We start from the raw sequence: 22,987 nt of genomic DNA, 5'->3' as shown, positions 1-22,987 counted from the left end.
CCGCCGCCCGCAGGGGGTGGGCGGAGCCGCCCGGGACCTTCGCGGTCACCGGGCGGCCAGGGGTCACTGATAGACCCGCACGTGGTCGACGAGCATTTTGGCGGGGAAGGGAGTGCCGGCGTCCGTCGGGCCCGGCCAGTCACCCCCGACCGCCAGGTTGAGGATCAGGTAGTGAGGGTGGTCGAAGATCCACGGTCCCCGTGTCTGCTCCACCTGCTCCTTGTCGAGAGTCAGAACGGTCCGGCCGTCCAGGCTGTAGGTGATGCCCTTGCTGTTCCAGTCGGCGACCCAGGTGTGGAAGTCGTCGGAGAAGTCGGCGTTCCCGGGCAGTGTGTACGGCGCGCCGATTCCACCCCCGCCGTTGTAGGCGGGCGCGTGGACGGTCGAGTAGGCGGTCTTCACGTCCTTGCCGAGGATCTCCATGATGTCGACCTCGCCGTTGTACGGCCACGGCCGGCCCGTCAGGAAGTCGCCGCCCATCATCCAGAACGCGGGCCACAGACCGTTGCCCTTGGGCACCTTGATGCGTGCTTCGACGCGGCCGTAGGTGAACTGGAACGTCGCGCCGGTGTTCATCCGCGCCGAGGTGTACTGACACGTGGTGCTGCCGCTCAGCGGGTCACGCGGGCACGACGATCCGGCGGTGGCCTCCTTGCGGGCTTCCATCACCAGGTGTCCCGCACCGTCCAGCGCGGCGTTGCGGTGGTCGGTGTAGTACTCCAGCTCGTTGTTCGGCCCGGTGCCCGGGTCGGCCCTCCACTTCGAGGAGTCGGGCCTGCCGCCTGCGGCGCCGTCGAAATCGTCGCTCCACACCAGCCGCGGCGGGTTCGCGGGGTCACTCGGCAGCGGCGGAGCCGGTATCGGAGCGCCGCCGGTGCCGTACACCTGGAACTCCCACAGCGAGTAGCCGTAAGGGGTGGCGCGCTGTGTCCCGTACATGCGTACGTAGCGGCCCGTTCCGGAGACGGCCAGCGTCTGCTTGAAGCCCGTGCCGGACGTCGTCGAATAGATCGGTGTCCAGTCGGCTCCATTCGAGGAGACCTGGATCTGGAAGGACTTGGCGTACGCGGGATCCCACTGCAGGACGACCTTGTCGATCTGCGCCGTCGCCCCGAGATCGACGGAGATCCAGCCCGGATCGGTCCATCCCGTGGTGGAGCTCGTGGACCAGCGAGAGGCCGGATCCCGGTCGAAGGCCCTGGCCGGCGTGCATTCCCAGCAGTTCTGGTCACTCTGGGAAGAGGAAGCGGCGCCCGGCCGGCCGTAGGAGAGCAGCCTGGCGGTGTCACCGCCGGGACCGCCGGTGCCGTACACCTGGAACTCCCACAGTGAGTAGCCGTAAGCGGTGGCGCGTTGCGTCCCGTACATGCGTACGTAGCGGCCGGTGCCGGAGACGGCCAGGTTCTGGGTGCCACCCGTGCCCGCCGCTGTCTGGTGGACGACGGTCCAGCTCTCCGCGTCGCTCGACACCTCGATCCTGAACGCCGTGCCGTACGCGGCTTCCCAGTTGAGGACGACCCGGCTGATCCCGGCACTCGCCCCGAGGTCGATCTGAATCCACTGCGGGTCGGTGAAGGCGCTGGACCAGCGCGTCCCGGGGTCGCCGTCGACGGCGCTACCGGCGCCGAAGTTTCCCTCGGTACTCGACGAGGTGGCGGGCTTTCCCTGAGAGAGCAGCACCTCCGCCGCCTGCGCGGAAGGTGTGGGGAGAGCGACGAAAGCGAGCAGTGCGGCCGCAAGGGCCAAAAATAAGCTGAAGCGACGCAGTGGCGCTTGCATGGGCGACTCCTCAAGTGGGGGGAGTTCAGGGAGCGCTCCCTGGAAGGGAGGATGGAGGGGCTGGTAAAGGCTGTCAATAGCTCCTTCACCTCGAAAAAACAGCGACGTAACGCCTGTGACGCATTGAGGGAGCGGTCTCTCACGACTCATGCGGTCCGCCGACGGCCACGGGGGTGGCGCTGAGGGATACGCCCTTCCGGGCATGCTCATGTCGCCCCGGCCTGCGGATACGCTGCTCGCATCGTCATGACGCAGAGCCGGAGGTTGCCCTGATGAGAAATCCCGCCCCGCGCGCGAACCAGGGCGGCGGCACAGGGGACGGAGAGGTATGAAACGCCCCACTCTCGATGTGGTGGCCGCCCGAGCGGGCGTGTCCAAATCGAGCGTCTCCCGGGTCATCAACGGCGAGACGACGGTCGCCCCGCAGATCCGGGACGTCGTCATGCGCGCCGTGAACGAATTGGGCTACGTGCCCAACGGTGCGGCACGCAATCTCGTCACCCGCCGCACGGACACCCTCGCCGTGGTGGTGTCCGACCCGCCCCAAGGAGTCGTCTCCGACGACCCCCTCTTCTCCGCCGTGGTCCGCGCCGTCAGCAGAGAGCTCGAGACGGCGGGCAAGCGGCTCGTGCTCATGCTCGCGGAATCGGACCGGAGCCGGACCAGGGTCGTGCAGTACATCGCCGGCGGGCACGTGGACGGCGTGCTCCTGGTCGCCCTGCACGGTACGGATCCGCTGCCGGCCGCACTGGCCCGGCAGGGCCTGCCTGTCGTGTCCTTCAACCGCACCTCCGCACAGGACGTCCCGTACGTCGCACTGGACAACGCCGGCGGAGCGGCGCTGGCCGTGCGTCATCTCCTGGAGCGCGGTCGGCGGCGGATCGCCACCATCACGGGGCCGCTCGAACTGTACGAAGCGCGTGAGCGCCTCGACGGCTACCGGCAGGCGCTGCGTGACACCGGCCGCCGCTCCATCGTGGCACTGGGCGACTTCACCCGAGCCTCCGGCGCCGAAGCCATGCGGCAGCTCCTGGAGGACGATCCCGACCTCGATGCGGTGTTCGCGGCCAACGACCTGATGGCGATCGGAGCCCTGCGCACCCTCCACCAAGCGGGCCGGCGCGTCCCCGAGGACGTGGCGGTCATCGGCTTCGACGACATAGAAGCCGCGTCCTACACCAGTCCCGCGCTCACCTCGGTGCGCAGCCCGATGGCCGACCAGGCGACCGCCGCCGTCCATCTGCTCCTCGGCCTGATCGACGGCGGCCCCACGGGGCCGGTGATCATGCCGAACGAACTCGTCGTGCGCGAGTCGACCTGATCTCCCGTCGGCCCGCCTCACCCCGCGAGCGGAGCGCCCGCGCCTGGGCGGAATCGTTTGGGCCGGGGGGACGTCTTCTTCGGGGTCGTTTCCGCGCGCTGTTGGCCGCGCGGAAGACCGGAGGCGCGTGCGGACGCGGCTCGGCGGCGTTCGGCGGTCCGATTCCGGTTCGTACCCACTGCCCGCCCTGCCCGGGGCGGGCAGTGGGTATTTTGACATAGATATCAAGGCATACCTATATTGGTGGAATGCCCGAGCACAACGCGTCCGCCCAGGACATCGACCACGTGGCGGCACGCCTCGTGGCGTGCCTGCCGGAGCTGACTCGGGCCCTCGACCGTCAGGTCGCGCGGGACTTCGCGCACCCCAAGCCTCCTGAGGCACAGCTCGCGCTCCTTCGTCATGTCGAGGACAACGACGGCGTCACCGTGCGCGCCGCGGCCGAGGCGCTGCTGATGAAGCCGAACAACGTGAGCGCGATGGTCACCCAGCTGACCGAGCAGGGGCTGCTGGAGCGCCGGCAGGACCTGGCCGACAAGCGGGTCGCGCACCTGCACCTCACTCCGGTCGCCAGGCAGCAGGTCGCCGACGTCGAGCGACTGCTGAGTACCCATCTCGGCCACGCCTTGCGTGCGCTGACGGACGGTGAGATGGACGCCATCGGCTCCGCTCTGGGCGCCCTCGCGGCACTCACCCAGCACGTGCAAGCTCGCCACTGATCACGCGCTCCCGGTCCTTCGGGGCCCGGAGGGCGTGAGGCGAACTCACCCGCACCCACGCGCGCGCCGCGCCGGCTCTCCGTGTGCCGGTTCACCGGCGTCGTACCCCCGCGACCGTGTCCGCACCGGTCCGCGCCCTTTCCACGCACTCCTGAAGGAACAGGCACAGTCATGCCCTCCGCCACCACCGACTCCCCGGTTCCGCCGACCCAAGCACCACCCCTGGACAGGCCCCAGGGCCTGCGGGCCAAACCGTGGCTGACCCTGATCGCGGTCGCCTTCGGCCTCTTCATGGTCGGCCTGGACGGTTCGGTCGTCTCGATCGCCAATCCCGAGATCGGCCGGGACCTGGGAGCCTCCACGTCCGACCTGCAGTGGGTCACCAACTCCTATCTGCTCGCCCTCGCCGCCGCGCTGATCCTCGGCGGCAAGCTCGGCGACCGCTTCGGCCGCCGTACCGTCTACCTGATCGGTGTCGCGGGCTTCACCGCCGCGTCCGTCGCCATCGGGCTCTGCGGATCCATCGAAGGCGTCATCACCTTCCGCGCGGTGCAGGGCTTCTTCGGGGCCCTGCTGATGCCCAACACCCTCGGCATGCTGCGGGCGGTCTTCCCGCCGAGGAAGTTCGGCATGGCGGTCGGCATCTGGGCCATGGTGTCGTCGGTCTCCACCGCCCTCGGGCCCATCGTCGGCGGCCTGCTCGTCCAGCACGTGAACTGGGAGTCGGTCTTCTACATCAACGCCCCCATCGGCGTCATCGCGCTGGTCTTCAGCATGATCGTGCTGCCGCAGACCAGGAACAGCGCTGCCGCGGACGAGAAGTTCGACATTCTCGGTGTCGTCCTGCTGGCAGTGGGGCTGCTCGCCCTCGTGTTCGGGGTCGTCAAGGGCGAGACGTGGGGCTGGACCTCCGGTGGCACCCTGGGTGCCATGGGAGCCGGTGCGGTGCTTCTGGTCGCCTTCGGGCTCCACGAGAACCGGGCCGCTTCCCCCCTGCTGCCCATGCGGCTGTTCCGTAACCGGGCGCTGACCATCGGCACGGTCGTCACGGCGCTGAACTTCTTCGTGCTGCTCGGCGTGATCTTCTTCGTGATGCTGTACCTGCAGAGCGTGCGCGGGTTCACTCCGGTGGAAGCCGGTGTGCGCACGCTGCCGCTGAGCCTCGCCTCGGTCGTCGCTTCCCCGCTCGGGGCGGCGCTGACGGGCAGGTTCGGGCCGCGGCTCACCATGCCGCTCGGCATGGCCCTGCAGGCGGTCGCCTGTTTCGCCATGCTCGGCTGGAGCGCCGACTCCTCCTACACCGCGATGTGGCCCCCGTTCATCGCGCTCGGCCTGGGCGTCGGCATGGTGATGGCGTCCTCCTCCGATGCCATCGTCGGCAACGCGCCGGTCAGGGACGGCGGCGTGGCGGGCGGTCTGCAGGCGACCGCCTTGCAGATGGGCGGCGCGCTCGGCACGTCCGTGCTGGTCTCGCTCATCAGCAGCCGGGTCGGCTCCACCCTCACCGGTGAACTGACCGCCGCCGGCGTCCCCGCGGACGCGGCCGCCCGGCTGAACGAGGCGAAGGACGCGGTGGCCATGGGCGTTGCTCCCGTCTCCGGCGAGATGCCGGACCGGCTCAGGAGCGCCGTCGTCGAGGGGAGCCATCAGGCGTTCATGAACGGCGTGCACACTTCCGTGCTCGTCGCCGGCTCCCTGTGCGTCGTCGGCGCACTCGTCGCCTTGGCCGGCGTACGACGCGCCCCCGAGCAGCCCGTCACCTGACGGCGACCGGCGGAGCCCTCCATCGGCCTGGGTCCCGTGGCCGAGCGATGCCACCCGGGGCCCACGCCGTTGTGGTGTCGTCGGCCCGGGACGGATTCACCGGCATCGCGTACGGGCCGCTGCTCCGGCCTCGACGGGCCCATGGCTGCGGAAGGACCGGTGATCCCTCCGTTTCTGGCGGTAGGTCCTGGCATGCGCCGGCTGCCGATGCCGGACGTCCGAGGAAGCCTGCTGGGGCGCTGCCCCTGGGGCCGTCGGCACGGGCCGGTCGGGCGGATCAGACGGCACGGGCTCGCCGTGCTGTCCGCCGTCGTGAGCCGGGGCACAACAACGCCGACTCGGGCTGGTCTCCCTCGCCCCCGCGGGCGCCGCCGACACCACGTCCACGGTCTTCCGCAACACCATGCTCCAGGCCGCCGTGCCGACGAGACGGCCTCCGGCAGCCCGGTCAGGGCGTCCGCGGACAGCAGCTTGTCACGTGTGGCCGGATCCGTATACGACCGGTCAGGAGACGTCCTCGATCTCGGGCATGTCGCCCCCGGTCGTCGTTCCGTCGATCAGCGAGAACGCGGCGCCCTGCGGGTCGGTCAGCGCGGCGAACCGGCCGAACGGCATGGTCATCGGGCCGAACCGGAGTTCCGCCCCGAGCGACTTCGCCTTCTCCACCGCGGCGTCGCAGTCGGCGACGGTGAAGTACACGTTCAGATGCGACGGCACCTCGGGCGGGAACTCCTCGGTCATCTTCATCCGGCCGAGCACGGGGTCCGAGCCCAGGTCGTACAGCGTGAAGTCGACCGCGTCGTCGACCATGCGCTTCACCCCGTAGCCGAACACCGCCGGGAAGAAGGCGTCCGCCTTCGACGGCTCCCGGGTGAAGATCTCGGCCCAGGCGTACGCACCCGGCACCGTCCGCGCCTCGAAGCCCTCGTGGGTGCCCGCCTGCCACACGCCGAAGGCCGCGCCGCCCGGGTCGCTCGCCAGCACCATCGTCCCGAACTCACCGACCTGCATCGGCTCCACCAGGACCGTGCCGCCGTTCTCGCGGACCTTGGCGGCGGTGGCCGCCGCGTCCGGCGAGGCGAGGTACAGACACCAGGCGGGCGGCGCGTCCTGGCCGGGCATGGGCGGGGACAGGGCGGCGACCGCCTTTCCGTCCACGTAGGCCTGCGTGTAGTTGCCGTACTCGGGCAGCGACTCGCCGTACGTCCAGCCCAGCACCTCACCGTAGAAGCGCTTAGCGCCTTCCAGGTCGCTGAACGACGCGTCCGCCCAGCACGGTGTGCCCTGTGGTTCTGCGGCCATGACCGGTCATCTCCTCACATGGGAACGGGCCCCTCTGCCACGCTAGCCATCCTTCGCCCCTCCTGCGCGCCGGAGACGGCTCACCGGCCCGGCGCGTCCCGTCGTACGACCGAGTGGGCGACGCCGAGGTCCACCAGGTCCTGCGGGCGCAGCCGCAACTGGTCGGCCGTGGCGTGTACCTGGTCCGGGGAGCGCTTGAGGATCGCCGCGGCGAGCTCCGGGGCGATGACGGAGAAGTAGCTGTCCGCGGTGACGTGGGTGTTGCCCGGCGCCGCGAGGGCCAGCGCCCCGCCCGAGCCGCCCTCGCCGATCACCAGCGTCGTGACGGGGACCCGTGCCGCCGCTATCGCCGCGAAGGCGTCGGCGATGGCCGCGCCCGCACCGGCCCGCTCCGCCGCCGCGTCGTTGGCCGCGCCCGGTGTGTCGACCAGGGTGAGGACCGGGACCCCGAGCCGGTCGGCCAGCCGGATCACCCGGGCCGCGGTGCGGTAACCGGCCGGACGGGTCGCGGTACCGCACTGCGCCACGTACGCGACCGGCTCCCCGTCGTGCAGCCCGAACCCGCACAGCAGCCCCGGATCCGTGCCCCCGCAGCGGTCGCCGCTCAGCGGGAGCCGCACGGTGAAGTAGGCGTCCAGATACGCCTCGGCGCGCGGCCGGGACGCGGACCGGGCGCGGACCACCGCGTCCCAGCCGGTCCGGGGGAGCCCGGCCGAGGAGAGCGCCTCCGGGACCGGGGCGGGGGCGGGCGGGGTGTCGCGGTGGGCGAGCAGCCGGAGCCAGTGGCCCACCGTGGCCCGCAGCTCGCCGGGCGGGACGACCGCGTCGGTCTGGCCGGCCGCCAGCTGGCCCTCGGCGGTGTAGGCGCCCGGGTCCGCGTCCGGCGGCCGCACCCGGGAGCCGGCGAACCCGACCTGGGCGCCCGGGAGCGCCAGGATCACGTCGGCGCCCGCCCCCAGGGTCGCCCAGCCGCCGCCGGTCGTCGGGTCGCGCAGGACCGCGAGCTGCGCGGGTCCGGCCGCGCGCAGCCGGGCCGAGGCGCGGGCCACCCGGTGCAGCTGGGTGAGCGCGATCATGCCCTCCTGCATCCGGCTGCCGCCCGTCGCGATGAGCGAGACGAGGGGCAGCCGCCGGTTCATGGCCTCCTCGTACGCCGCCTCCAGCCGGTCGCCGGTGCGCTGTCCCAGCGAGCCGCCGAGGAAGCCGAACTCGAAGGAGATCAGCACGCAGGGCCGGCCGCCGACCGTGGCGGTGCCGTGGACGACGGACTCCTGCTCGCCGGTGCGGGCGGTGGCCCGGGCCCGGGACCCGGCGTACCCGGACCAGTCGAGCGGTCCGTCGCCCGCGGTGTCCCCGGCGGGTGCGGTGGACTCGGTGAAGTCGGCGGTGAGGGCGGCGATCGCCTCGCGGGCCGTCGCGCGGTCAGCCATGGAGGGACCGCTTCATGATCTTCCCCAGGTCGTTGCGCGGCAGCGCGTCCAGGTAGCGGACCGTGCGCGGGCGCTTGTGCGGGGACAGCTGGGCCGCGACATGGTCCGCCAGCTCGGCGGCCGAGGGCGGGGCGGCAGGGTCGGCCGGCACCACCCAGGCGACGACGCGTTCGCCCAGGTCCGGGTCCGGTTCACCCGTGACGGCCGCCTCCCGGACGCCCGGGTGGTCCAGCAGCGCGTTCTCGATCTCGCCGGCGCCGATCTTGTAGCCGCCGCTCTTGATCAGGTCGGTGGCCTTGCGGCCCACGATCCGTACGTACCCGTCCGGGTCGAGCGTGGCCATGTCGCCGGTGCGGAACCAGCCGTCGGCGGTGAGGGCCGCGGCCGTGGCGTCGGGGCGGTTCAGGTACTCGGTGAACAGGTTCGGGCCGCGCACCTGGATCTCGCCGATGGACGCGGGGTCGGCGAGCGGGGTGCCGTCCTCCTCCACCAGGCGGAGCTCGACGCCGCGCAGGGGCGCGCCGACCGTGCCGGGACGGGGTTCGCCGTCCGCCCGGACGCCCGTGTTCATCAGCGTCTCCGTCATGCCGTACCGCTCGATGACCCGGCGGCCGGTCGCGGCCGCGATCCGTTCGTGGTCGTGGACGGGCAGCGCGGCCGACCCGGAGACCAGCAGCCGTGCGCCCGCGAGTGCCTTCGTGAGGCCGTCCGACGCCGAGGGGTCCGCAAGCGCTTCCGCGAGCCGGTGGTACATCGTCGGCACGCCGAACAGCATCGTGCCGCCGGAGCTGAGCTCCCGGGCCACGCCCTCGGTGGAGAACCGGCCGAGGTGGCGTACGGAACCGCCTCGGCGCAGCGGGCCGAGGACGCCCAGGATCAGACCGTGCACATGGAACAGGGGCAGGGCGTGGACGAGGACGTCGTCCCCGGTCCACTGCCAGGCGTCCTCCAGCGCGTCCAGCGAGGAGGCGATCGCCCGGCGCGGCAGGACGGCGCCCTTGGGCGGGCCGGTGGTGCCGGAGGTGTACACGACCAGGGCGGGGGACTCGGGGGAGGGCTCGGGGAACTCCGTGTCCGCGCGGGCCGGGGCCGCCACGGACACGTCCAGCCGTCGCAGCCCGGCCAGCGCGGGCGGCAGTACGTCACCGGCCGAGGCCAGCACGGTCGAGGGCGCGCTGTCGGCGACGATGTGCGCCAGTTCCCGTTCGCCCGTCTTCGGGTTCAGCGGTACGGCGGGCACGCCCGCCCGTAGTGCGGCGACCACCGCGACCACGGTCTGCGCGGTGGGCGTGGCCCAGACCGCGACCCGGTCCGCGCCGGCGATCCGGGCCGCGAGCGAATCCGCGGCGGCGGCCAACTGTGCGTAGGACAGGGAGAGGTCGTCGAACCGGACGGCTTCGCGGGCGGCCGCAGGGGCGGCCGCGTCCTGGAGTGCAGGCAGAAGTGGCATCACCCTGCGACCCTAAGGCGATCCCGGTCCGCGCTCAGGCGTCTCGGCACCCTGACGCGATTCCGTTCCGGCTCAGGAGTCCCGCTGGATGTTCCGCATCCGCCCGTACGCGTACACACAGCCCGCCAGCGCCAGGTCGGACAGCAGCATGAAGCCGATCGAGTACGAGTCCTTCGCGCTGTAGATCGCGCCCATCACCAGTGGTGGCACGAAGCCGCCGAGGCCGCCCATCGCGCCGACGATGCCGGTGACACTGCCCACCTTCGCCTGCGGCGTCACCTGCGAGACCAGGGCGAAGACGCTGCCGCTCGCGGTGCCCAGGCCGGCCGCCATGCAGAGCAGCGCGATCGTGCCGCCGGGCGCCAGCTCGGGGTCGAAGGCCTGGACGATCGCCATCAGCGCGGCGAGACCGAGCGCGAACGACGTGACGACCGCCGGGTGCATCCGGTCCGAGAGCCAGCCGCCGATCGGCCGGAAGATGACCGTGACCAGGGCGAAACCGGCCGCCTTCGTGCCGGCGTCGGTCGGCGAGAGCTCGTACCAGGTCTTCAGGTACGTCGGCAGGTAGACCCCGAACGCGACGATGCCGCCGAAGCCGATCGCGTACAGCGCGGACAGCTCCCAGGTGACCCGCAGCCGGCCCGCCGCACCCAGCCGGTGGGCCAGCGTGTCGGTCGGCACCTGGCGGCCCGGGCGGTCGTTGACCAGCACCGCCGCCAGCGCCGCGTACACCACGAGTGCGCCGGCGACCACGAGGAAGGGCAGGTTGTCACCGTGCTTGGCGATCCGCGGGGTGAAGTAGCCGGACAGGGCGACGCCGCCCATGCCCATGCCGAACACACCGAGCGCGAGGCCGCGGTCGGCGGGCGGGAACCACGAGTTGACCAGGGGGATGCCGATCGCGAACGTCGTCCCGCCCAGCCCCAGCAGAAAGCCGACGGCCAGCATCGCGCCGTAGGAGTCCTTGGCCGGGATCAGCAGCAGCACCGGCACGACGGTGAGCGCCGAGATCAGCGGGAACATCAGCCGCGCACCGTACTTGTCGGTGAGCGCGCCCACCGGGATGCGGCCCAGCGAGCCGACGAGCACCGGCACGGCCACCAGCAGGGACTGCTGGAACGAACTCAGGCCGAGCCGGTCCTTGTAGTCCGCGGACATGGGTGCGATCAGGTTCCAGGCCCAGAAGGTGAGTGCGAAGCCGATCGTGGCCATCACGAGGTTGCGGTAGGCGGCGCCGGAGGGCTTCTCGGCGGCCGGGGCCGGTGACTGCTTGGCTGCGGTATCCACACAGTCAGTCAAGGGCGCGAGCGGGCCGCGGGCCCGTCGGGTTACTCCGAACGGGACCCCCTCCGGCCGGGCCCGCACGGGGTGACCGCCGTCTCCGCAGTCGCGATCGCCCCGAAGCTGGGACAATCGCTGCATGGACCGTCTGGACAGAGAAATCCTCGGCGTCCTCCAGGAGGACGCGCGGATCTCGTACCGGGATCTGGGGACACGGGTCGGGCTCAGCGCCAACGCGGCCGCCGACCGGGTGCGCCGGCTGCGCAAGGACGGCGTCATCCGCGGCTTCACCGTGATCATCGACCCCGCCGCCGACACCCGTACCGGGCTCGTCGTCTTCATCGACGTGTCCCTGCGCTCGGACACCACCAACGAGGTGTTCGAGCGTGCGGTGCTGACCCTGCCCGGAATCACCGAAGTGGTGCATGTGACGGGCGCGCACGACTACCTCGTACGGGCCACGGCCGCCGACACGGCGGCGCTGGACGGCCTGCTGCGCAGGCTCAAGCGCGAGGCGGGCGTCGCCCACTCCAGCACCAGGATCGCGCTCAGAGCGGCGCCTGCCAGATGACGGTCGGCGCGCGCGAGCCGTCCGGTTCGCGCCCGTCGTCGGCGACCGCCAGCCGGACCCCGGACCTGCCGTCGGGCAGCACGGCCGTCGCGTCCACCTCCACCTCGATCGCCGAGACCCCGGCCCGCCGGTGCGCGGCCGCGAGCGCACCGCGCAGCGCGGCGAGCAGCTGCCCGTCCACGGGATCCCGCACCAGCGCGTCCACCGCACCGGCGAAATGCACCGAGGGCTGGAAGCCGAGCACCGCGGCGGCGCCACTGGTCTCCCGCAGCACCCGGCCGCGGAAGGTGGTGGGCGCCTCGGCCGGCGGCTGCTGGAGGGCGAAGATGGCGGTCCGCACCTCCTGGATCGTGGAGTCCAGCTCGTCGACGGCCCGGCCGAGCAGTGCGTCCGTGTCCGCGGCACCGGCCCGGCGGCGGGTCGACTCCAGCATCATCTCGGTGGCGAACAGCCGTTGGACGACGAGATCGTGCAGGTCACGGGCGATCCGGTCACGGTCCTCGTACACCGCGAGCTGTTCGCGGTCGTGCTGGGAGTCCGCCAGGACCAGGGCGAGCGCGGCCTGCGAGGCGAACTGGGACGCCAGCAGCCGGTCCACGTCGGTGTAGGGGCGGGCGCCGCGCCGCCGGGGCAGGGCGAGGGTGCCGATGAGCCGCCCGCCGCTCTGCAGGGGCAGCATCATGCTCGGGCCGAAGCGGGAGCGCACCGGGGTGGTCATCCGCGGGTCGGTCGCCGAGTCGTCGACGAAGACGGCCTCGCCGCCCAGCAGCTGGACGAGGACGGGGGAGCCGGGGGCGATCGCCGTGCCCACCAGACCGGCCGGGTCCTCCAGGGTGGACGCGACGACGATCTCCATCCCGCCCTCCTCGTTGGGCTGGAGGATCACCCCCGCCGACGCGTCGCTGAGGATCCTGGCCCGTTCGGCCACGGTCATCAGGGCGTCGGAGGCGTTCTCGCCGGTCAGCAGTCTGTTGGTGACCGCGGCCGCGCCCTCGATCCAGCGCTCGCGCTGCCGGGCGCTCTCGTACAGCCGGGCGTTGCCGATCGCGATGCCGGCCTGCGCGGCGAGGACGCGGAGCAGCGTCATGTCGGTGTCGGTGAAGTGCCCGGTCTCCTTCTCCGCGAGGTAGATGTTCCCGAACACCTTGCGGTGGACGCGGATCGGGGCGCCGAGGAACGAGTGCATCACGGGGTGGCCGGGCGGCACACCGCAGGAGCGCGGGTCGTCGGTCAGGTCGTCGCGACGCAGCGGCTCCGCCTGTTCGATGAGCGCGCCGAGCAGGCCCGTGTGCCCGTCGGGGAGGTCGCCGATGGCCGCCTGCTCGCTCTCGCTCAGTCCGGTGACGAACAGCTCGCTGATCGTGCCGGTCCCGGCGTCCAGGACCCCGAGCGCGCCGTAGCGGGCCTCGGTGAGCGCGGTCGCGGTGTCGATGATCTGCTGCAGGGTGGACCGCAGTTCGAGGTCGGTGCCGACGCGCAGCACCGCCTCCAGCAGGATCGGCAGCCGCGGCGACCGGGGGACTCCGCGGCTGGGCGCCTGTTCGCTCGGCTCGTCGGTCATCCGCCGTGCCCGCGGTACTCAGCCGGCGAGCGGGTCGAGGACCATGGGGCTGATCTTCCCGTCCAGCATGGCGCCGAGCCCGAGGACGGAGCAGACGTCGGGCCGCTCCGCGATGTGCACCGGCATGCCCGTGGCGTCGCGCAGCATCTGGTCGAGACCGGGCAGCAGCGCGCTGCCGCCGACCATCATGATCCCGCAGTCGGCGAGGTCGGCGACGAGGTCGGGCGGGCAGTCCCGCAGGATCTTGCCGAGCCCGTCGAGGACCGCGGTCAGCGGGGTGTGGATCGCCTGCCGGACGGCCGCGGTGTCGACCTGGACGGAGCGAGCAAGACCGGTTGCCACGTCCCGCCCGTGGATCTCGGTCACGGAGGGCCCGCGCGAGGTCAGTCCGGCACCGCTGAGGGCCAGTTGGAGCGGGCGCACGGACTGGCTGGGCAGCACCAGCTCGTGGTGCTGGCGCAGATGCTGGATCACCGCGTGGTCGATGGCGTCGCCGCCGATCGGGATGCGTACGGCGGTCACGATCGAGCCGAGCGAGAGCACCGCGATCTGGGTGGTCGCGGCCCCGCACACCATGATCATGGTGGCGGTCGGCTGTTCGACCGGCAGTCCGCAGCCGACGGCCGCCGCGATCAGGGTGTCGACGAGCTCGACGCGGCGTGCCCCGAGTCCGACCAGGGTCTCGACGGCGGCGCGCTGGGCCAGCGGATCGCTCTCGTGCGGGATGCAGGCGGCGGCGCGCAGGCGCGGCTTGCGGCGAAGCTGGCGGCGGAGCTTCTCGCCGAGCAGATGGCGCAGCATGCGCTGGGCCATCTCGATGTCGACGACGGTCCCGCCGGAGACGGGGCGGACCACCCGGATGTAGTCGGGGGTGCGGCCCGTCATCTGTTCGGCGAGCGCGCCGACGGCGATGAGCGAGCCCGTACGGGTATTGACGGCGGCGACGCTGGGCTCGTCCACGACGAGCCCGAGCCCCTTGATGTACACCCGGGTCCGGGCGGCCCCGAGGTCGACGGCGACATGGCAACGGCGCAACTGCTCAAGGCTGACGGTCACGGCAGGTTCTCCCGAGAGCGCTGATGGCGGGGACCGACGGGCAGCCGGTTCTCTTCGCATCGTGCGCCGTTCGGGGGTGTGGCGCCCGCTGGGATACGCCGTAGGGGGTACGGAGCTGACGCCTCGTCGGCGCGGGCCTCAGGCGCCCGGCGGACCGGGGAGCAGCCGCTGGAACAGCCCCCAGGTGAACTCGGCGACGTACGGGGTGGCGGTGGCCGCGTCCGTGATCGCGAGTGCCCAGCGGGTCGGCGCGCTGCCCTCCATCGGACGGGCCGGCGGGAAGGCCCGGGCCACCTCGTTCACGGTGCACGACCAGGGACGCAGTTCCCCGGCCGGTCCGAGCTCGGGGGCGGTCGCGCCTGGCGCCCGGACCAGCCACTCGTTCCACACCGCGCCGCCCGGCGCCACCATCACCTCGAACCGCAGGTCGGGCCAGAGCGGGACCGGCCAGAACAGCGCGTCGCACTCCAGATCGCCGACCGTGCGGCGCACGGACGACTCGGGCTCCCCGAGCACGGACCGGTAGCGGCGCAGCGCCCCCCGTCCGCGCGGCGCCCGCGTCATGGCCTGCCAGCGGCGGTTGGCCTCACGCATCTCGGCGAGGGTGGCACTCAGCTCGTGCCGGGCGTCCTCGACGAGGCCGGGCTGGTGGTCGGCCATCCGGCGCAGCAGGACGAGCTGGAACTCACGGGGGCCGAAAGGGGTGGCAGCGGTCATGAACCAACGGTTCCACACAGGATCCTCACCTGAGCGGCTTTCTCCGTTGTCCGGCGGGCATCTAACCTGCGGGCGCCATGGACTACTGCCACCCCTGTCAGCGGCATCTGAACGGCGCCCTGGCCTGTGCCGGATGCGGAACTCCTGCTGAAGCACTGGGCCCCTACGCCGCGTCCCCGCTCCCCGGCCACGAACCGGAAGCGCGGGACGAACAGGCCGCGCCGCCCCTGTCCGGGGGACATCGCCGCCGGGAGCGCGATGCTGCCCGGACGCCGAGGGGCGGGACGCACGGCGGAGGCGGTCCGGGCCGTCGGCGTACGACACCCGCCGAGCGGCCGCGCCGGGGCCGCCGCGGCCGCAGCCGCCGGGGCCGTACGGTGCTGCTGGCGCTGCTCGGCGTGGTCCTCGCGGGCGGTGCGCTGAGCCTGGCGGAGCTCGCGACCGAACCGGACGGTGGCGACGGCGCCTCGGACTACGTACGCGAATCGACGTCCGCCACCACCGCTCCCGCCCCGGAGCCGACGGTGAGCGACACGGCCGAACCGCCCGGGCCGGTGAGGAGTCCCTCGGGCAGTCCGTCGGCCGTCCCGGCCACCGTGACCCGCTCCCCGGGCGCCACCCGGTCCTCCCGGGCCACGGACGAGGCGCGTCCGGGTGGAGCCACCTCCGCGCCGTCGGCCCCGGCTCCGGTCTCCTCCGTGCCGCCGTCGCCGGCCGTGTCGCCCACCACCGGCGGCCCGTCGGAGCCGGGCGGTACGGGTGATGCTCCGTCGCCGTCCGCGACCCTGCCGAGGCCCACCCCCACGCCGACACCCACACCGTCGCCGACCCCTTCGGACGACGACTGCTGGTTCCCCTGGTTCTGCTGAGGAGCCGGCGCCTTCAGGACCGGCCGACTGTCAGGACCGGCCGATCGTCAGGACAGACCACCGTCAGGACAGACCGGCCGGGTCCATTCCCAGCATCCGGCGCAGCAGGTCCCGCAGCACCGAGCGGTCCGTATCGGAGAGACCGGCCAGGGGCTCGCGGGCGAAGTCGAGGGATGCGCGGAGCTCGCGGGCCGTGCGTGCCCCCTTCTCCGTGGGGGCGGCCAGCTTCACCCGGCGGTCGGCCGGGTCGGGCCGCCGCTCCACCAGGCCGCGCGCCTCCAGGCGGTCGACTATGCCGGTCACGTTGGACGGCTCGCACTTCAGCTTCTGGGCGATCCGGCGCATCGGCAGCGGGTCCAGGGAGAGCAGGCCGAGGACCCGGGCCTGGGCACCGGTGAGGCTGTGGGCGGCCGCGGCCTGCTCGTACTCCTCGTAATAGCGCGCCACGACCGCGCCGATCAGCTCGACGACTTCGAGGGTCAGTGGGTCCGTACGAGTGGTGGCCATGGGGCTCAGGATAGCCGGTTACTTGACAAGGTGAAATATCCAGGCGCATGGTTGTTTCATGTGGTGAAGCTTTTTCGCTCAGGACGATCCGTTCGAACGGCTTCCGCACCACCCTTCCCGCACCCCCTAGGCATAGAGGAGATCCGAGCCCATGTCTGCAGCTCTTCCCACGTCCGGCCGTGAATGGCACCTCGTAGCCCGTCCGCACGGCTGGCCGAAGGCAGAGGACTTCGCGCTGCGTGAGGCTCCGGTCAGTGCTCCCGCCGAGGGCCGGGTCCTCGTCCGCAACCTGCACTTCTCGGTCGATCCGTACATGCGCGGCCGTATGAACGACGTGAAGTCGTACACCCCGCCGTTCAAGCTCGACCACCCCATGGAGGGTGGCGCGGTCGGCGAGGTCGTCGCGTCCAACGCCGAGGGCTTCGCGGTCGGTGACCACGTGCTGCACGGCCTCGGCTGGCGAGAGTACGCCGACGTCCCCGCCAAGCACGCGGTGAAGGTCGACGCCTCGCTCGCCCCGCTCTCCGCCTACCTCGGCGTGCTGGGCATGACCGGACTCACCGCCTACGCGGGCCTGTTCGACGTGGCCTCCTTCAAGGAGGGCGACGCGGTCTTCGTGTCCGGAGCCGCCGGTGCCGTCGGCAGCCAGGTCGGCCAGATGGCCAGGCTCAAGGGCGCCTCGCGCGTCATCGGCTCCGCGGGCTCCGACGAGAAGGTCAAGCTGCTCGTCGAGGAGTACGGCTTCGACGCCGCCTTCAACTACAAGAACGGCCCCGTGGCGCAGCAGCTGCGCGAGGCCGCCCCCGACGGCATCGACGTCTACTTCGACAACGTCGGCGGCGAGCACCTCGAAGCCGCGATCTCCTCGTTCAACGTGCACGGCCGCGCGACGATCTGCGGCATGATCGCCCAGTACAACGCGACCGAGCCGACCCCCGGCCCGCGCAACCTCGCCCTGGTCATCGGCAAGCGGCTGCGCCTGCAGGGCATGCTCGTCGGCGATCACGCCGATCTCCAGGGGCAGTTCGTCCAGGAGGTGGCCGGCTGGCTGGCCTCGGGTGAGCTGAAGTACAACGAGACGGTCGTCGAGGGCATCGAGAACGGCTTCGAGGCGTTCCTCGGCCTGCTCCGCGGTGAGAACACCGGGAAGATGGTCGTCTCCCTCGGCTGAACCGCCCGTCGGGGCACCCGCTAGGCTCGTCCCAGGCCGTCGCGATCGTGGGCGCGAGTCGCGGCGCATCAGCAGGAGGAATCCTCAAGCATGACCATTCAGGACATAGCCGTCGCATACACCGCCGTCGCCACCGCCGAGAACGGCCGTGACGGCCGGGTCGCCTCGGACGACGGAAAGCTGGACGTAGTCGTCAACCCGCCGAAGGAGATGGGCGGCAGCGGCGCCGGCACCAACCCGGAGCAGCTCTTCGCCGCCGGTTACAGTGCCTGCTTCCAGGGCGCGCTGGGCGTCGTGGCGCGCCAGGAGAAGGCGGACATCTCCGGATCCACGGTCACCGCCGCGGTCTCCATCGGCAAGACCGAGGCCGGTGGCTTCGGTCTGGAGGTCGCGATCACCGCGACCGTCCCGAACGTCGACACGGCGACCGCGCAGGCGCTCATCGAGAAGGCCCACCAGGTCTGCCCGTACTCGAACGCCACGCGCGGCAACATCAAGGTGGCGCTCTCGGTCGCCTGACCGTCCGCACCGCCCGTACGCAGCCGAGGGCCGCACTCCGTGGGAGTGCGGCCCTCGGCCGTTTCACCGTCCCGTCCGGTCATGCATGTTCGACATTCCGAACATTGTTCGGAATTCTTGCGCGACCCATTGACGCGCAAGCGCTTCGATTTTACGGTCCGTTCGAAGTTACGGGCAGCATTCGATATGTCGAACAGTGAGGGCGGGCATGGGACGACCTGGCCTGAATCGCAGGCAACTGATCACGGGGCTGGGCGGCGCGGCCGTCGCTGGCAGCTTCGGTTTCGCAGCGCTGGGAAGCGGTGCGGACGCCCTCGCGTCGAGCGCGGCCACCCGCGTCCGATACTGGAACCTCTTCAGCGGCGGCGACGGCTACAACATGATCGCCATGCTGGACGCGTTCCGTGAGGAGCACCCCGACATCGACGTGAAGGACTCCACCCTCCAGTGGGGCAGCCCCTTCTACACCAAGCTCGCCATGGCGGCGGCGGGCAACCGCGCACCCGACCTCGGCGTCATGCACCTGGGCCGCGTCACCGGGTTCTCGCCCGGCCGCCTGCTGGACCCCTGGGACATCGGCCTGCTCGCCAAGTACGGCGTGAAGGAAGCCGACTTCAACCCCGCGTTGTGGAAGCGCGCCGTCATCGACGGCAAGCTGTACGCCCTCCCGCTCGACATCCACGTCCAGCTCTGCTTCTACCGCAAGGACGTCCTGGGCAAGGCCGGACTGCTCGGCGACGACGGGCGGATCGTGCCGGTCACGTCCGCCGACGAGTGGTTCGACGTGCTCAAGGAGGCGAAGAAGGCCACGAAGAAGGGGCTGCAGACCATCGGCCTGTGGGCCAACGACCAGAACTTCCAGTGGTGGTTCTTCGTCGCCTTCTACACCCAGCTCGGCGGCACCTGGTTCGACGCCGCCAACTCCGACGTCACCTTCGACACCGACAAGGCCACCCAGGTCCTGGAGTTCATGCGCCGGCACATCACCGACGGCTACTCCAACCCGGACTTCGCCGGCGGCGCCGGGGCCGAACAGTTCCTCAACGGCTCCCCGTTCTGCTGGGAGGGCAACTGGTCGGTGCCGGTGTTCTCCGGGGCGAAGGTCGAGTACGGCGCGTCCCCGCTGCCGCCCGTCTTCGGCAAGCAGGCCACCCACGCCGAATCGCACTCCTTCGTCCTGCCGCACCAGTCCGGCCGCGGCGGCGACGCCAACGAGGCCGCCCACGAACTCGCCGCCTACGTCGTCAAGCACGCACAGCAGTGGGCCGCCGGCGGGCACATCCCCGCCTACACGCCGACGCTGTCCACGGCCGCGTACCAGCGGCTCGAACCGCAGAACGAGTACGCCGGCGCGATGGACCACCAGGCCACCGAGCCGAAGGTCTGGTTCGCGGGCTCCACCGGCATCCTCGCCCAGCGCGTCGGGCCGATCGCCGCGTCCTCGATGCTGGGCTCCGCCAAGCCGGAGGCCGCTGCCCGCCGCATGAGGAGCACACTCGCCGAGCTCCTCGCCATGAAGAACCCCATGGACGGCCGGACCGCAGCGCAGGCAGGTGCGGCAGCATGACGACGACCACCCCGCAGACCGTCCTCGCACCCGCCCGCGCGAGGGCCGCCGCCGACACCGCCACGGCCCGCCGCAAGCAGGGCCTCCAGCACGGGGGCTGGTTCGTCGCCCCGTTCCTCGTCCTGTTCGCCCTCTTCGTGATCTGGCCGCTGCTGCGCGGCATCTACCTCAGCTTCACGGACGCCAACATCTCCGGCGACGGCGCGGCCTTCATCGGCCTCGACAACTACCGCGAGGCCCTGCACGACCAGCTGATGTGGGACGCGCTCGGCCACAGCGCCTACTTCACGCTGCTCGTCGTGCCCTGCATCACGGTCCTCGCCTTCCTCCTCGCGATGCTCGCCCACCACATCCGGCGTGCCCAGTGGCTGTGGCGGCTGTGCTTCTTCATCCCGTTCCTGCTGCCGTCGACCGTCGCGGGCAATCTGTGGCAGTGGCTGTTCAACCCCGGTACGGGCATGGTGAATTACGTCTTCGGCCTCGATACGCCGTGGCTCACCGACAAGTCGTACGCGATGCTCGCCGTCGTCCTCACCACCCTGTGGTGGACGGTCGGCTTCAGCTTCCTGCTCTACCTCGCCGCGCTCCAGGGCATCCCCGCGCACCTCTACGAGGCCGCGAAGCTGGACGGCGCGAACGCCTGGCACCGCATGGTCCACATCACCCTTCCCCTGCTGCGCAACATCACGGGCCTCGTGATCGCCTTGCAGATCCTCGCCTCGCTCCAGGTCTTCGACCAGGCCGTCGTGATGCAGGACTTCGGCCCGGGGCCGGAGGGATCGACCCGCACCTTCGTGCAGTACACGCTCGAACAGGGCTTCACCAGCTACCGCGTGGGCTACGCCTCCGCCATCTCCATCATCTTCTTCGTGATCATCGCGGCCGTCGCCCTCGCGCGGATGTGGCTGCTGCGCAACCGTGAGGAGGGCGGCCGATGACCACCGACGCCGCGCAGACACCTATCAAGCCCCGTGCCCGTACGCCCTGGACCCCGAGTCAGATCGTGCTCACCCTCATCGGCGTCGCCGTCTCCGCCGTCTTCCTGGCACCGCTCGCCTGGGCCCTGTTCACCTCCCTCAAGTCGGAGACCGAGGCCGTAGAGGTGCCGACGCACTGGCTGCCGGAGGACTGGACGGGCCAGGCGTGGAAGGCCCTCTTCGAGACCGGCAACATCACCAACTGGTTCGTGAACTCGCTCGTCGTCTCGGTCTGCGTCACAGCCGTCGTACTGCTCGTGAGCGCGCTCGCCGGATACGGCTTCGCCCGCACCGAGTTCAAGGGCAAGGCCGTCCTGATGGGCGTGGTGATGGCGGGCCTGATGGTCTCGCCCGCCGTCCTCGGCGTCCCCCTGTTCACCACCGTCCAGCAGATGGGCATGGTCGACACCTACTGGGGCATGATCCTGCCGCAGTGCGCGCCCGCCGCGATGGTCTACATCCTCTACAAGTTCTTCCAGAGCATCCCGAAGGAGCTGGAGGAGGCCGCGTACATCGACGGCGCCGGCCGCTGGCGGGTGTTCTTCACGATCATCGTGCCGCTGTCCCGCCCCTCCCTGTCCGCGGTCGGCATCTTCACCTTCATCGCGTCCTGGAACAACTTCCTGTGGCCGTACATGGTGACCAACAATCCCGACCTGATGACCATGCCGAACGGCATCGCGACCGTCATGAACTCCTACGGTATCCAGTGGGCCCAGCTCATGGCCGGAGGGCTGATGGCGGGGCTGCCGCTGATCATCGTCTTCGTCTTCTTCCAGCGCCAGATCGTCAGCGGCGTCGCCCACACCGGCCTCGCAGGCCAGTGACCCGTACCGAGACACGTACCGACACCACCCCGAAGGAAGCCATGACCCGCACCGCCCGCTTCACCCTCGACCCGGCCTTCACCGTCGGCGATGTCGACCCCCGCCTCTTCGGCTCGTTCGTGGAACACCTCGGCCGCTGCGTCTACGACGGCATATACGAACCCGGCCACCCCTCGGCCGACGAAGCCGGCCTGCGGACCGACGTCCTGGACCTGATCCGCGAACTCGGCGTCACTGCCATCCGCTATCCCGGCGGCAACTTCGTCTCCGGCTACCGCTGGGAGGACAGCGTCGGCCCCGCCGACGAGCGCCCCCGCCGCCTCGACCTCGCCTGGCGCTCCACCGAGACGAACCGCTTCGGGCTCTCCGAGTTCATCGCCTTCTGCAAGAAGATCGGCCCGCAGGCCGAGCCCATGATGGCCGTGAACCTCGGCACCCGCGGCGTCCAGGAAGCCATCGAGCTCCAGGAGTACGCCAACCACCCGGCCGGCACCGAACTCTCCGAACGCCGCATCTCCCACGGCGACAAGGACCCCTTCGGCATCAAGCTGTGGTGCCTGGGCAACGAGATGGACGGCCCCTGGCAGACCGGCCACAAGACAGCCGAGGAGTACGGCCGGATCGCCGCCGAGACGGCCCGCGCGATGCGGCAGATCGACCCGTCCGTCGAACTCGTCGCCTGTGGGTCCTCGGGCCGGTCCATGTCCACGTTCGCCGCCTGGGAGGCGACCGTCCTCGCCGAGACGTACGACCTCGTGGACTACGTCTCGCTGCACGCCTACTACGAGGAACTCGAAGGCGACCGCGACTCGTTCCTGGCCTCCGCCGTCGACATGGAGTCCTTCATCGAGGACGTCGTCGCCACCTGCGACCACGTCGGGGCGCGGCTGAAGTCCACGAAGAAGATCAACCTCTCCTTCGACGAGTGGAACGTCTGGTACATGGCCCGCAGCCAGCAGGAGGCCGAGGCCAACCCCCTCGACTGGCCCGAGGCGCCCCGCCTGCTGGAGGACAACTACTCCGTCACCGACGCCGTCGTCCTCGGCACCCTGCTCATCGCCCTCCTGCGCCACGCCGACCGGGTCACCGTGGCCTGCCTGGCCCAGCTGGTCAACGTGATCGCCCCGATCATGACCGAACCCGGCGGACCCGCCTGGCGGCAGACCACCTTCTTCCCGTTCGCCCAGGCCGCACGGCACGGCCGGGGCCAGGTCCTGGACGTACGGGTGGACTCGCCCACGTACGGCACCGCCAGGTACGGCGAGACGGACCTGCTGCACGCCACCGCCGTCCGCGACCCGGAGACCGGCGCGGTCACCGTCTTCGCGGTCAACCGCGGCCAGGACACGGCTCTCCCGCTCGAAGTCGCCCTGCACGGCCTCGACCTGACGGGCATCGCCGAGCACCAGGTCCTCGCCGACGCGGACCCGGACGCCCGCAACACCCTCACCGAACCCGGCCGGGTCGCCCCGCACGCGGCCGAGGGCACGGTGCTCGACGGGGGAGTGCTGCGGGCCACGCTGGAGCCGATGTCCTGGAACATGATCCGCCTCGTCTGACCTCCGCACAGGGGCCCGCCCCCGGTCCCGTTACGCTGAC

General features: G+C 71.3%; 20 protein-coding genes and 2 pseudogenes. 12 read left to right on the top strand and 10 right to left on the bottom strand.

Translation table 11 applies throughout. The features are described 5' to 3' along the window. Window positions 1–63: 63 nt before the first annotated feature. Window positions 64–1,779 (bottom strand): discoidin domain-containing protein, encoded by a 1,716-nt coding sequence (locus OG446_RS10615; RefSeq protein ID WP_328893793.1) that lies wholly within the window; start codon window positions 1,777–1,779, stop codon window positions 64–66. Window positions 1,780–2,107: 328 nt separating this feature from the next. Between OG446_RS10615 and OG446_RS10610 the strand changes: the two genes are divergently transcribed. From OG446_RS10610 to OG446_RS10595, 4 genes and pseudogenes are all read left to right on the top strand, one after another. Next, complete coding sequence (locus OG446_RS10610) at window positions 2,108–3,100, top strand: LacI family DNA-binding transcriptional regulator (RefSeq protein ID WP_328893792.1); 993 nt, start codon at window positions 2,108–2,110, stop codon at window positions 3,098–3,100. 248 nt (window positions 3,101–3,348) lie between these two features. Then, the gene (locus tag OG446_RS10605) at window positions 3,349–3,819 is read left to right on the top strand and encodes a MarR family winged helix-turn-helix transcriptional regulator (protein ID WP_328893791.1); all 471 of its coding nucleotides are present in this window, start codon (window positions 3,349–3,351) and stop codon (window positions 3,817–3,819) included. A 171-nt stretch (window positions 3,820–3,990) separates the two neighbouring features. Further along, a complete protein-coding gene (locus OG446_RS10600; protein ID WP_328893790.1) occupies window positions 3,991–5,583 on the top strand; it encodes an MFS transporter in 1,593 nt (530 codons plus the stop codon). Between the two features lie 222 nt (window positions 5,584–5,805). Next, a pseudogene (locus OG446_RS10595) lies at window positions 5,806–6,007 on the top strand (MFS transporter); the annotation flags it as partial. An 80-nt stretch (window positions 6,008–6,087) separates the two neighbouring features. On the opposite strand, the gene OG446_RS10590 reads toward OG446_RS10595, so the two are convergent. The 4 genes from OG446_RS10590 to OG446_RS10575 all read right to left on the bottom strand — a co-directional run bounded on the left by OG446_RS10590 (window position 6,088) and on the right by OG446_RS10575 (window position 11,052). After that, a complete protein-coding gene (locus tag OG446_RS10590; protein WP_328893789.1) occupies window positions 6,088–6,885 on the bottom strand; it encodes a VOC family protein in 798 nt (265 codons plus the stop codon). A gap of 80 nt (window positions 6,886–6,965) precedes the next feature. Beyond that, window positions 6,966–8,315: a carboxyl transferase domain-containing protein gene (locus OG446_RS10585; RefSeq protein WP_328893788.1), complete on the bottom strand. Its 1,350-nt coding sequence runs from the start codon at window positions 8,313–8,315 to the stop codon at window positions 6,966–6,968. Further along, complete coding sequence (locus tag OG446_RS10580) at window positions 8,308–9,765, bottom strand: acyl-CoA synthetase (RefSeq protein ID WP_328893787.1); 1,458 nt, start codon at window positions 9,763–9,765, stop codon at window positions 8,308–8,310. Before OG446_RS10580 ends, OG446_RS10585 begins: the two co-directional genes overlap by 8 nt. Window positions 9,766–9,837: 72 nt before the next feature. After that, complete coding sequence (locus OG446_RS10575) at window positions 9,838–11,052, bottom strand: MFS transporter (RefSeq protein WP_328893786.1); 1,215 nt, start codon at window positions 11,050–11,052, stop codon at window positions 9,838–9,840. A gap of 133 nt (window positions 11,053–11,185) precedes the next feature. Between OG446_RS10575 and OG446_RS10570 the strand changes: the two genes are divergently transcribed. Then, window positions 11,186–11,617 carry an Lrp/AsnC family transcriptional regulator gene (locus OG446_RS10570; RefSeq protein ID WP_328893785.1) on the top strand — a complete coding sequence of 144 codons (432 nt, stop codon included), beginning with the start codon at window positions 11,186–11,188 and terminating at the stop codon, window positions 11,615–11,617. Here the strand turns inward: OG446_RS10570 and OG446_RS10565 are convergent. The 3 genes from OG446_RS10565 to OG446_RS10555 form a co-directional block, all read right to left on the bottom strand. Further along, window positions 11,595–13,178 carry a GAF domain-containing sensor histidine kinase gene (locus tag OG446_RS10565; RefSeq protein WP_328893784.1) on the bottom strand — a complete coding sequence of 528 codons (1,584 nt, stop codon included), beginning with the start codon at window positions 13,176–13,178 and terminating at the stop codon, window positions 11,595–11,597. The genes OG446_RS10570 and OG446_RS10565 overlap by 23 nt on opposite strands. An 18-nt stretch (window positions 13,179–13,196) precedes the next feature. Further along, complete coding sequence (locus OG446_RS10560) at window positions 13,197–14,234, bottom strand: rod shape-determining protein (protein WP_328893783.1); 1,038 nt, start codon at window positions 14,232–14,234, stop codon at window positions 13,197–13,199. A gap of 138 nt (window positions 14,235–14,372) precedes the next feature. Next, complete coding sequence (locus OG446_RS10555; RefSeq protein WP_328893782.1) at window positions 14,373–14,951, bottom strand: hypothetical protein; 579 nt, start codon at window positions 14,949–14,951, stop codon at window positions 14,373–14,375. A 77-nt stretch (window positions 14,952–15,028) separates the two neighbouring features. On the opposite strand from OG446_RS10555, the pseudogene OG446_RS37160 reads away from it, so the two are divergent. Further along, window positions 15,029–15,379: pseudogene (locus tag OG446_RS37160) on the top strand (SCO2400 family protein); the annotation flags it as partial. A gap of 44 nt (window positions 15,380–15,423) precedes the next feature. Here OG446_RS37160 and OG446_RS10550 read toward each other — a convergent pair. Together OG446_RS10550 and OG446_RS10545 are read right to left on the bottom strand one after the other, a co-directional pair. Next, the gene (locus tag OG446_RS10550) at window positions 15,424–15,768 is read right to left on the bottom strand and encodes a hypothetical protein (RefSeq protein WP_328893781.1); all 345 of its coding nucleotides are present in this window, start codon (window positions 15,766–15,768) and stop codon (window positions 15,424–15,426) included. Window positions 15,769–15,883: 115 nt separating this feature from the next. Next, entirely contained in the window at window positions 15,884–16,327 is a 444-nt protein-coding gene (locus tag OG446_RS10545) for a MarR family winged helix-turn-helix transcriptional regulator (protein WP_328893780.1), read from the bottom strand. Between the two features lie 151 nt (window positions 16,328–16,478). Between OG446_RS10545 and OG446_RS10540 the strand changes: the two genes are divergently transcribed. The 6 genes from OG446_RS10540 to arfA all read left to right on the top strand — a co-directional run bounded on the left by OG446_RS10540 (window position 16,479) and on the right by arfA (window position 22,947). Beyond that, a complete protein-coding gene (locus tag OG446_RS10540) occupies window positions 16,479–17,498 on the top strand; it encodes an NADP-dependent oxidoreductase (RefSeq protein ID WP_328893779.1) in 1,020 nt (339 codons plus the stop codon). Between the two features lie 90 nt (window positions 17,499–17,588). Further along, a complete protein-coding gene (locus OG446_RS10535; RefSeq protein WP_328893778.1) occupies window positions 17,589–18,017 on the top strand; it encodes an organic hydroperoxide resistance protein in 429 nt (142 codons plus the stop codon). A gap of 208 nt (window positions 18,018–18,225) precedes the next feature. After that, complete coding sequence (locus tag OG446_RS10530; protein WP_328893777.1) at window positions 18,226–19,584, top strand: extracellular solute-binding protein; 1,359 nt, start codon at window positions 18,226–18,228, stop codon at window positions 19,582–19,584. Continuing rightward, on the top strand, window positions 19,581–20,522 hold the full coding sequence (locus OG446_RS10525; RefSeq protein WP_328893776.1) for a carbohydrate ABC transporter permease: 942 nt from the start codon (window positions 19,581–19,583) through the stop codon (window positions 20,520–20,522). The genes OG446_RS10530 and OG446_RS10525 overlap by 4 nt, the downstream gene beginning before the upstream one ends. Next, window positions 20,519–21,388: a carbohydrate ABC transporter permease gene (locus OG446_RS10520; protein WP_328893775.1), complete on the top strand. Its 870-nt coding sequence runs from the start codon at window positions 20,519–20,521 to the stop codon at window positions 21,386–21,388. Before OG446_RS10525 ends, OG446_RS10520 begins: the two co-directional genes overlap by 4 nt. 41 nt (window positions 21,389–21,429) lie before the next feature. After that, window positions 21,430–22,947, top strand: a complete 1,518-nt coding sequence (gene arfA, locus OG446_RS10515) for an arabinosylfuranosidase ArfA (RefSeq protein WP_328893774.1) — start codon at window positions 21,430–21,432, stop codon at window positions 22,945–22,947. The last annotated feature ends 40 nt before the right edge of the window (window positions 22,948–22,987 follow it).

Source organism: Streptomyces sp. NBC_00236, assembly GCF_036195045.1.
Lineage (GTDB): Bacteria > Actinomycetota > Actinomycetes > Streptomycetales > Streptomycetaceae > Streptomyces.
Note: the sequence above shows the minus strand (reverse complement) of the source record. Positions and strands in the feature narration are given on the sequence as shown.

Coding starts and splice junctions, on each gene's coding strand:
- OG446_RS10615 (WP_328893793.1), bottom strand. CDS start 1,779: ATGCAAGCGCCACTGCGTCGCTTCAGCTTATTTTTGGCCCTTGCGGCC.
- OG446_RS10610 (WP_328893792.1), top strand. CDS start 2,108: ATGAAACGCCCCACTCTCGATGTGGTGGCCGCCCGAGCGGGCGTGTCC.
- OG446_RS10605 (WP_328893791.1), top strand. CDS start 3,349: ATGCCCGAGCACAACGCGTCCGCCCAGGACATCGACCACGTGGCGGCA.
- OG446_RS10600 (WP_328893790.1), top strand. CDS start 3,991: ATGCCCTCCGCCACCACCGACTCCCCGGTTCCGCCGACCCAAGCACCA.
- OG446_RS10590 (WP_328893789.1), bottom strand. CDS start 6,885: ATGGCCGCAGAACCACAGGGCACACCGTGCTGGGCGGACGCGTCGTTC.
- OG446_RS10585 (WP_328893788.1), bottom strand. CDS start 8,315: ATGGCTGACCGCGCGACGGCCCGCGAGGCGATCGCCGCCCTCACCGCC.
- OG446_RS10580 (WP_328893787.1), bottom strand. CDS start 9,765: ATGCCACTTCTGCCTGCACTCCAGGACGCGGCCGCCCCTGCGGCCGCC.
- OG446_RS10570 (WP_328893785.1), top strand. CDS start 11,186: ATGGACCGTCTGGACAGAGAAATCCTCGGCGTCCTCCAGGAGGACGCG.
- OG446_RS10565 (WP_328893784.1), bottom strand. CDS start 13,178: ATGACCGACGAGCCGAGCGAACAGGCGCCCAGCCGCGGAGTCCCCCGG.
- OG446_RS10555 (WP_328893782.1), bottom strand. CDS start 14,951: ATGACCGCTGCCACCCCTTTCGGCCCCCGTGAGTTCCAGCTCGTCCTG.
- OG446_RS10545 (WP_328893780.1), bottom strand. CDS start 16,327: ATGGCCACCACTCGTACGGACCCACTGACCCTCGAAGTCGTCGAGCTG.
- OG446_RS10540 (WP_328893779.1), top strand. CDS start 16,479: ATGTCTGCAGCTCTTCCCACGTCCGGCCGTGAATGGCACCTCGTAGCC.
- OG446_RS10535 (WP_328893778.1), top strand. CDS start 17,589: ATGACCATTCAGGACATAGCCGTCGCATACACCGCCGTCGCCACCGCC.
- OG446_RS10530 (WP_328893777.1), top strand. CDS start 18,226: ATGGGACGACCTGGCCTGAATCGCAGGCAACTGATCACGGGGCTGGGC.
- OG446_RS10525 (WP_328893776.1), top strand. CDS start 19,581: ATGACGACGACCACCCCGCAGACCGTCCTCGCACCCGCCCGCGCGAGG.
- OG446_RS10520 (WP_328893775.1), top strand. CDS start 20,519: ATGACCACCGACGCCGCGCAGACACCTATCAAGCCCCGTGCCCGTACG.
- arfA (WP_328893774.1), top strand. CDS start 21,430: ATGACCCGCACCGCCCGCTTCACCCTCGACCCGGCCTTCACCGTCGGC.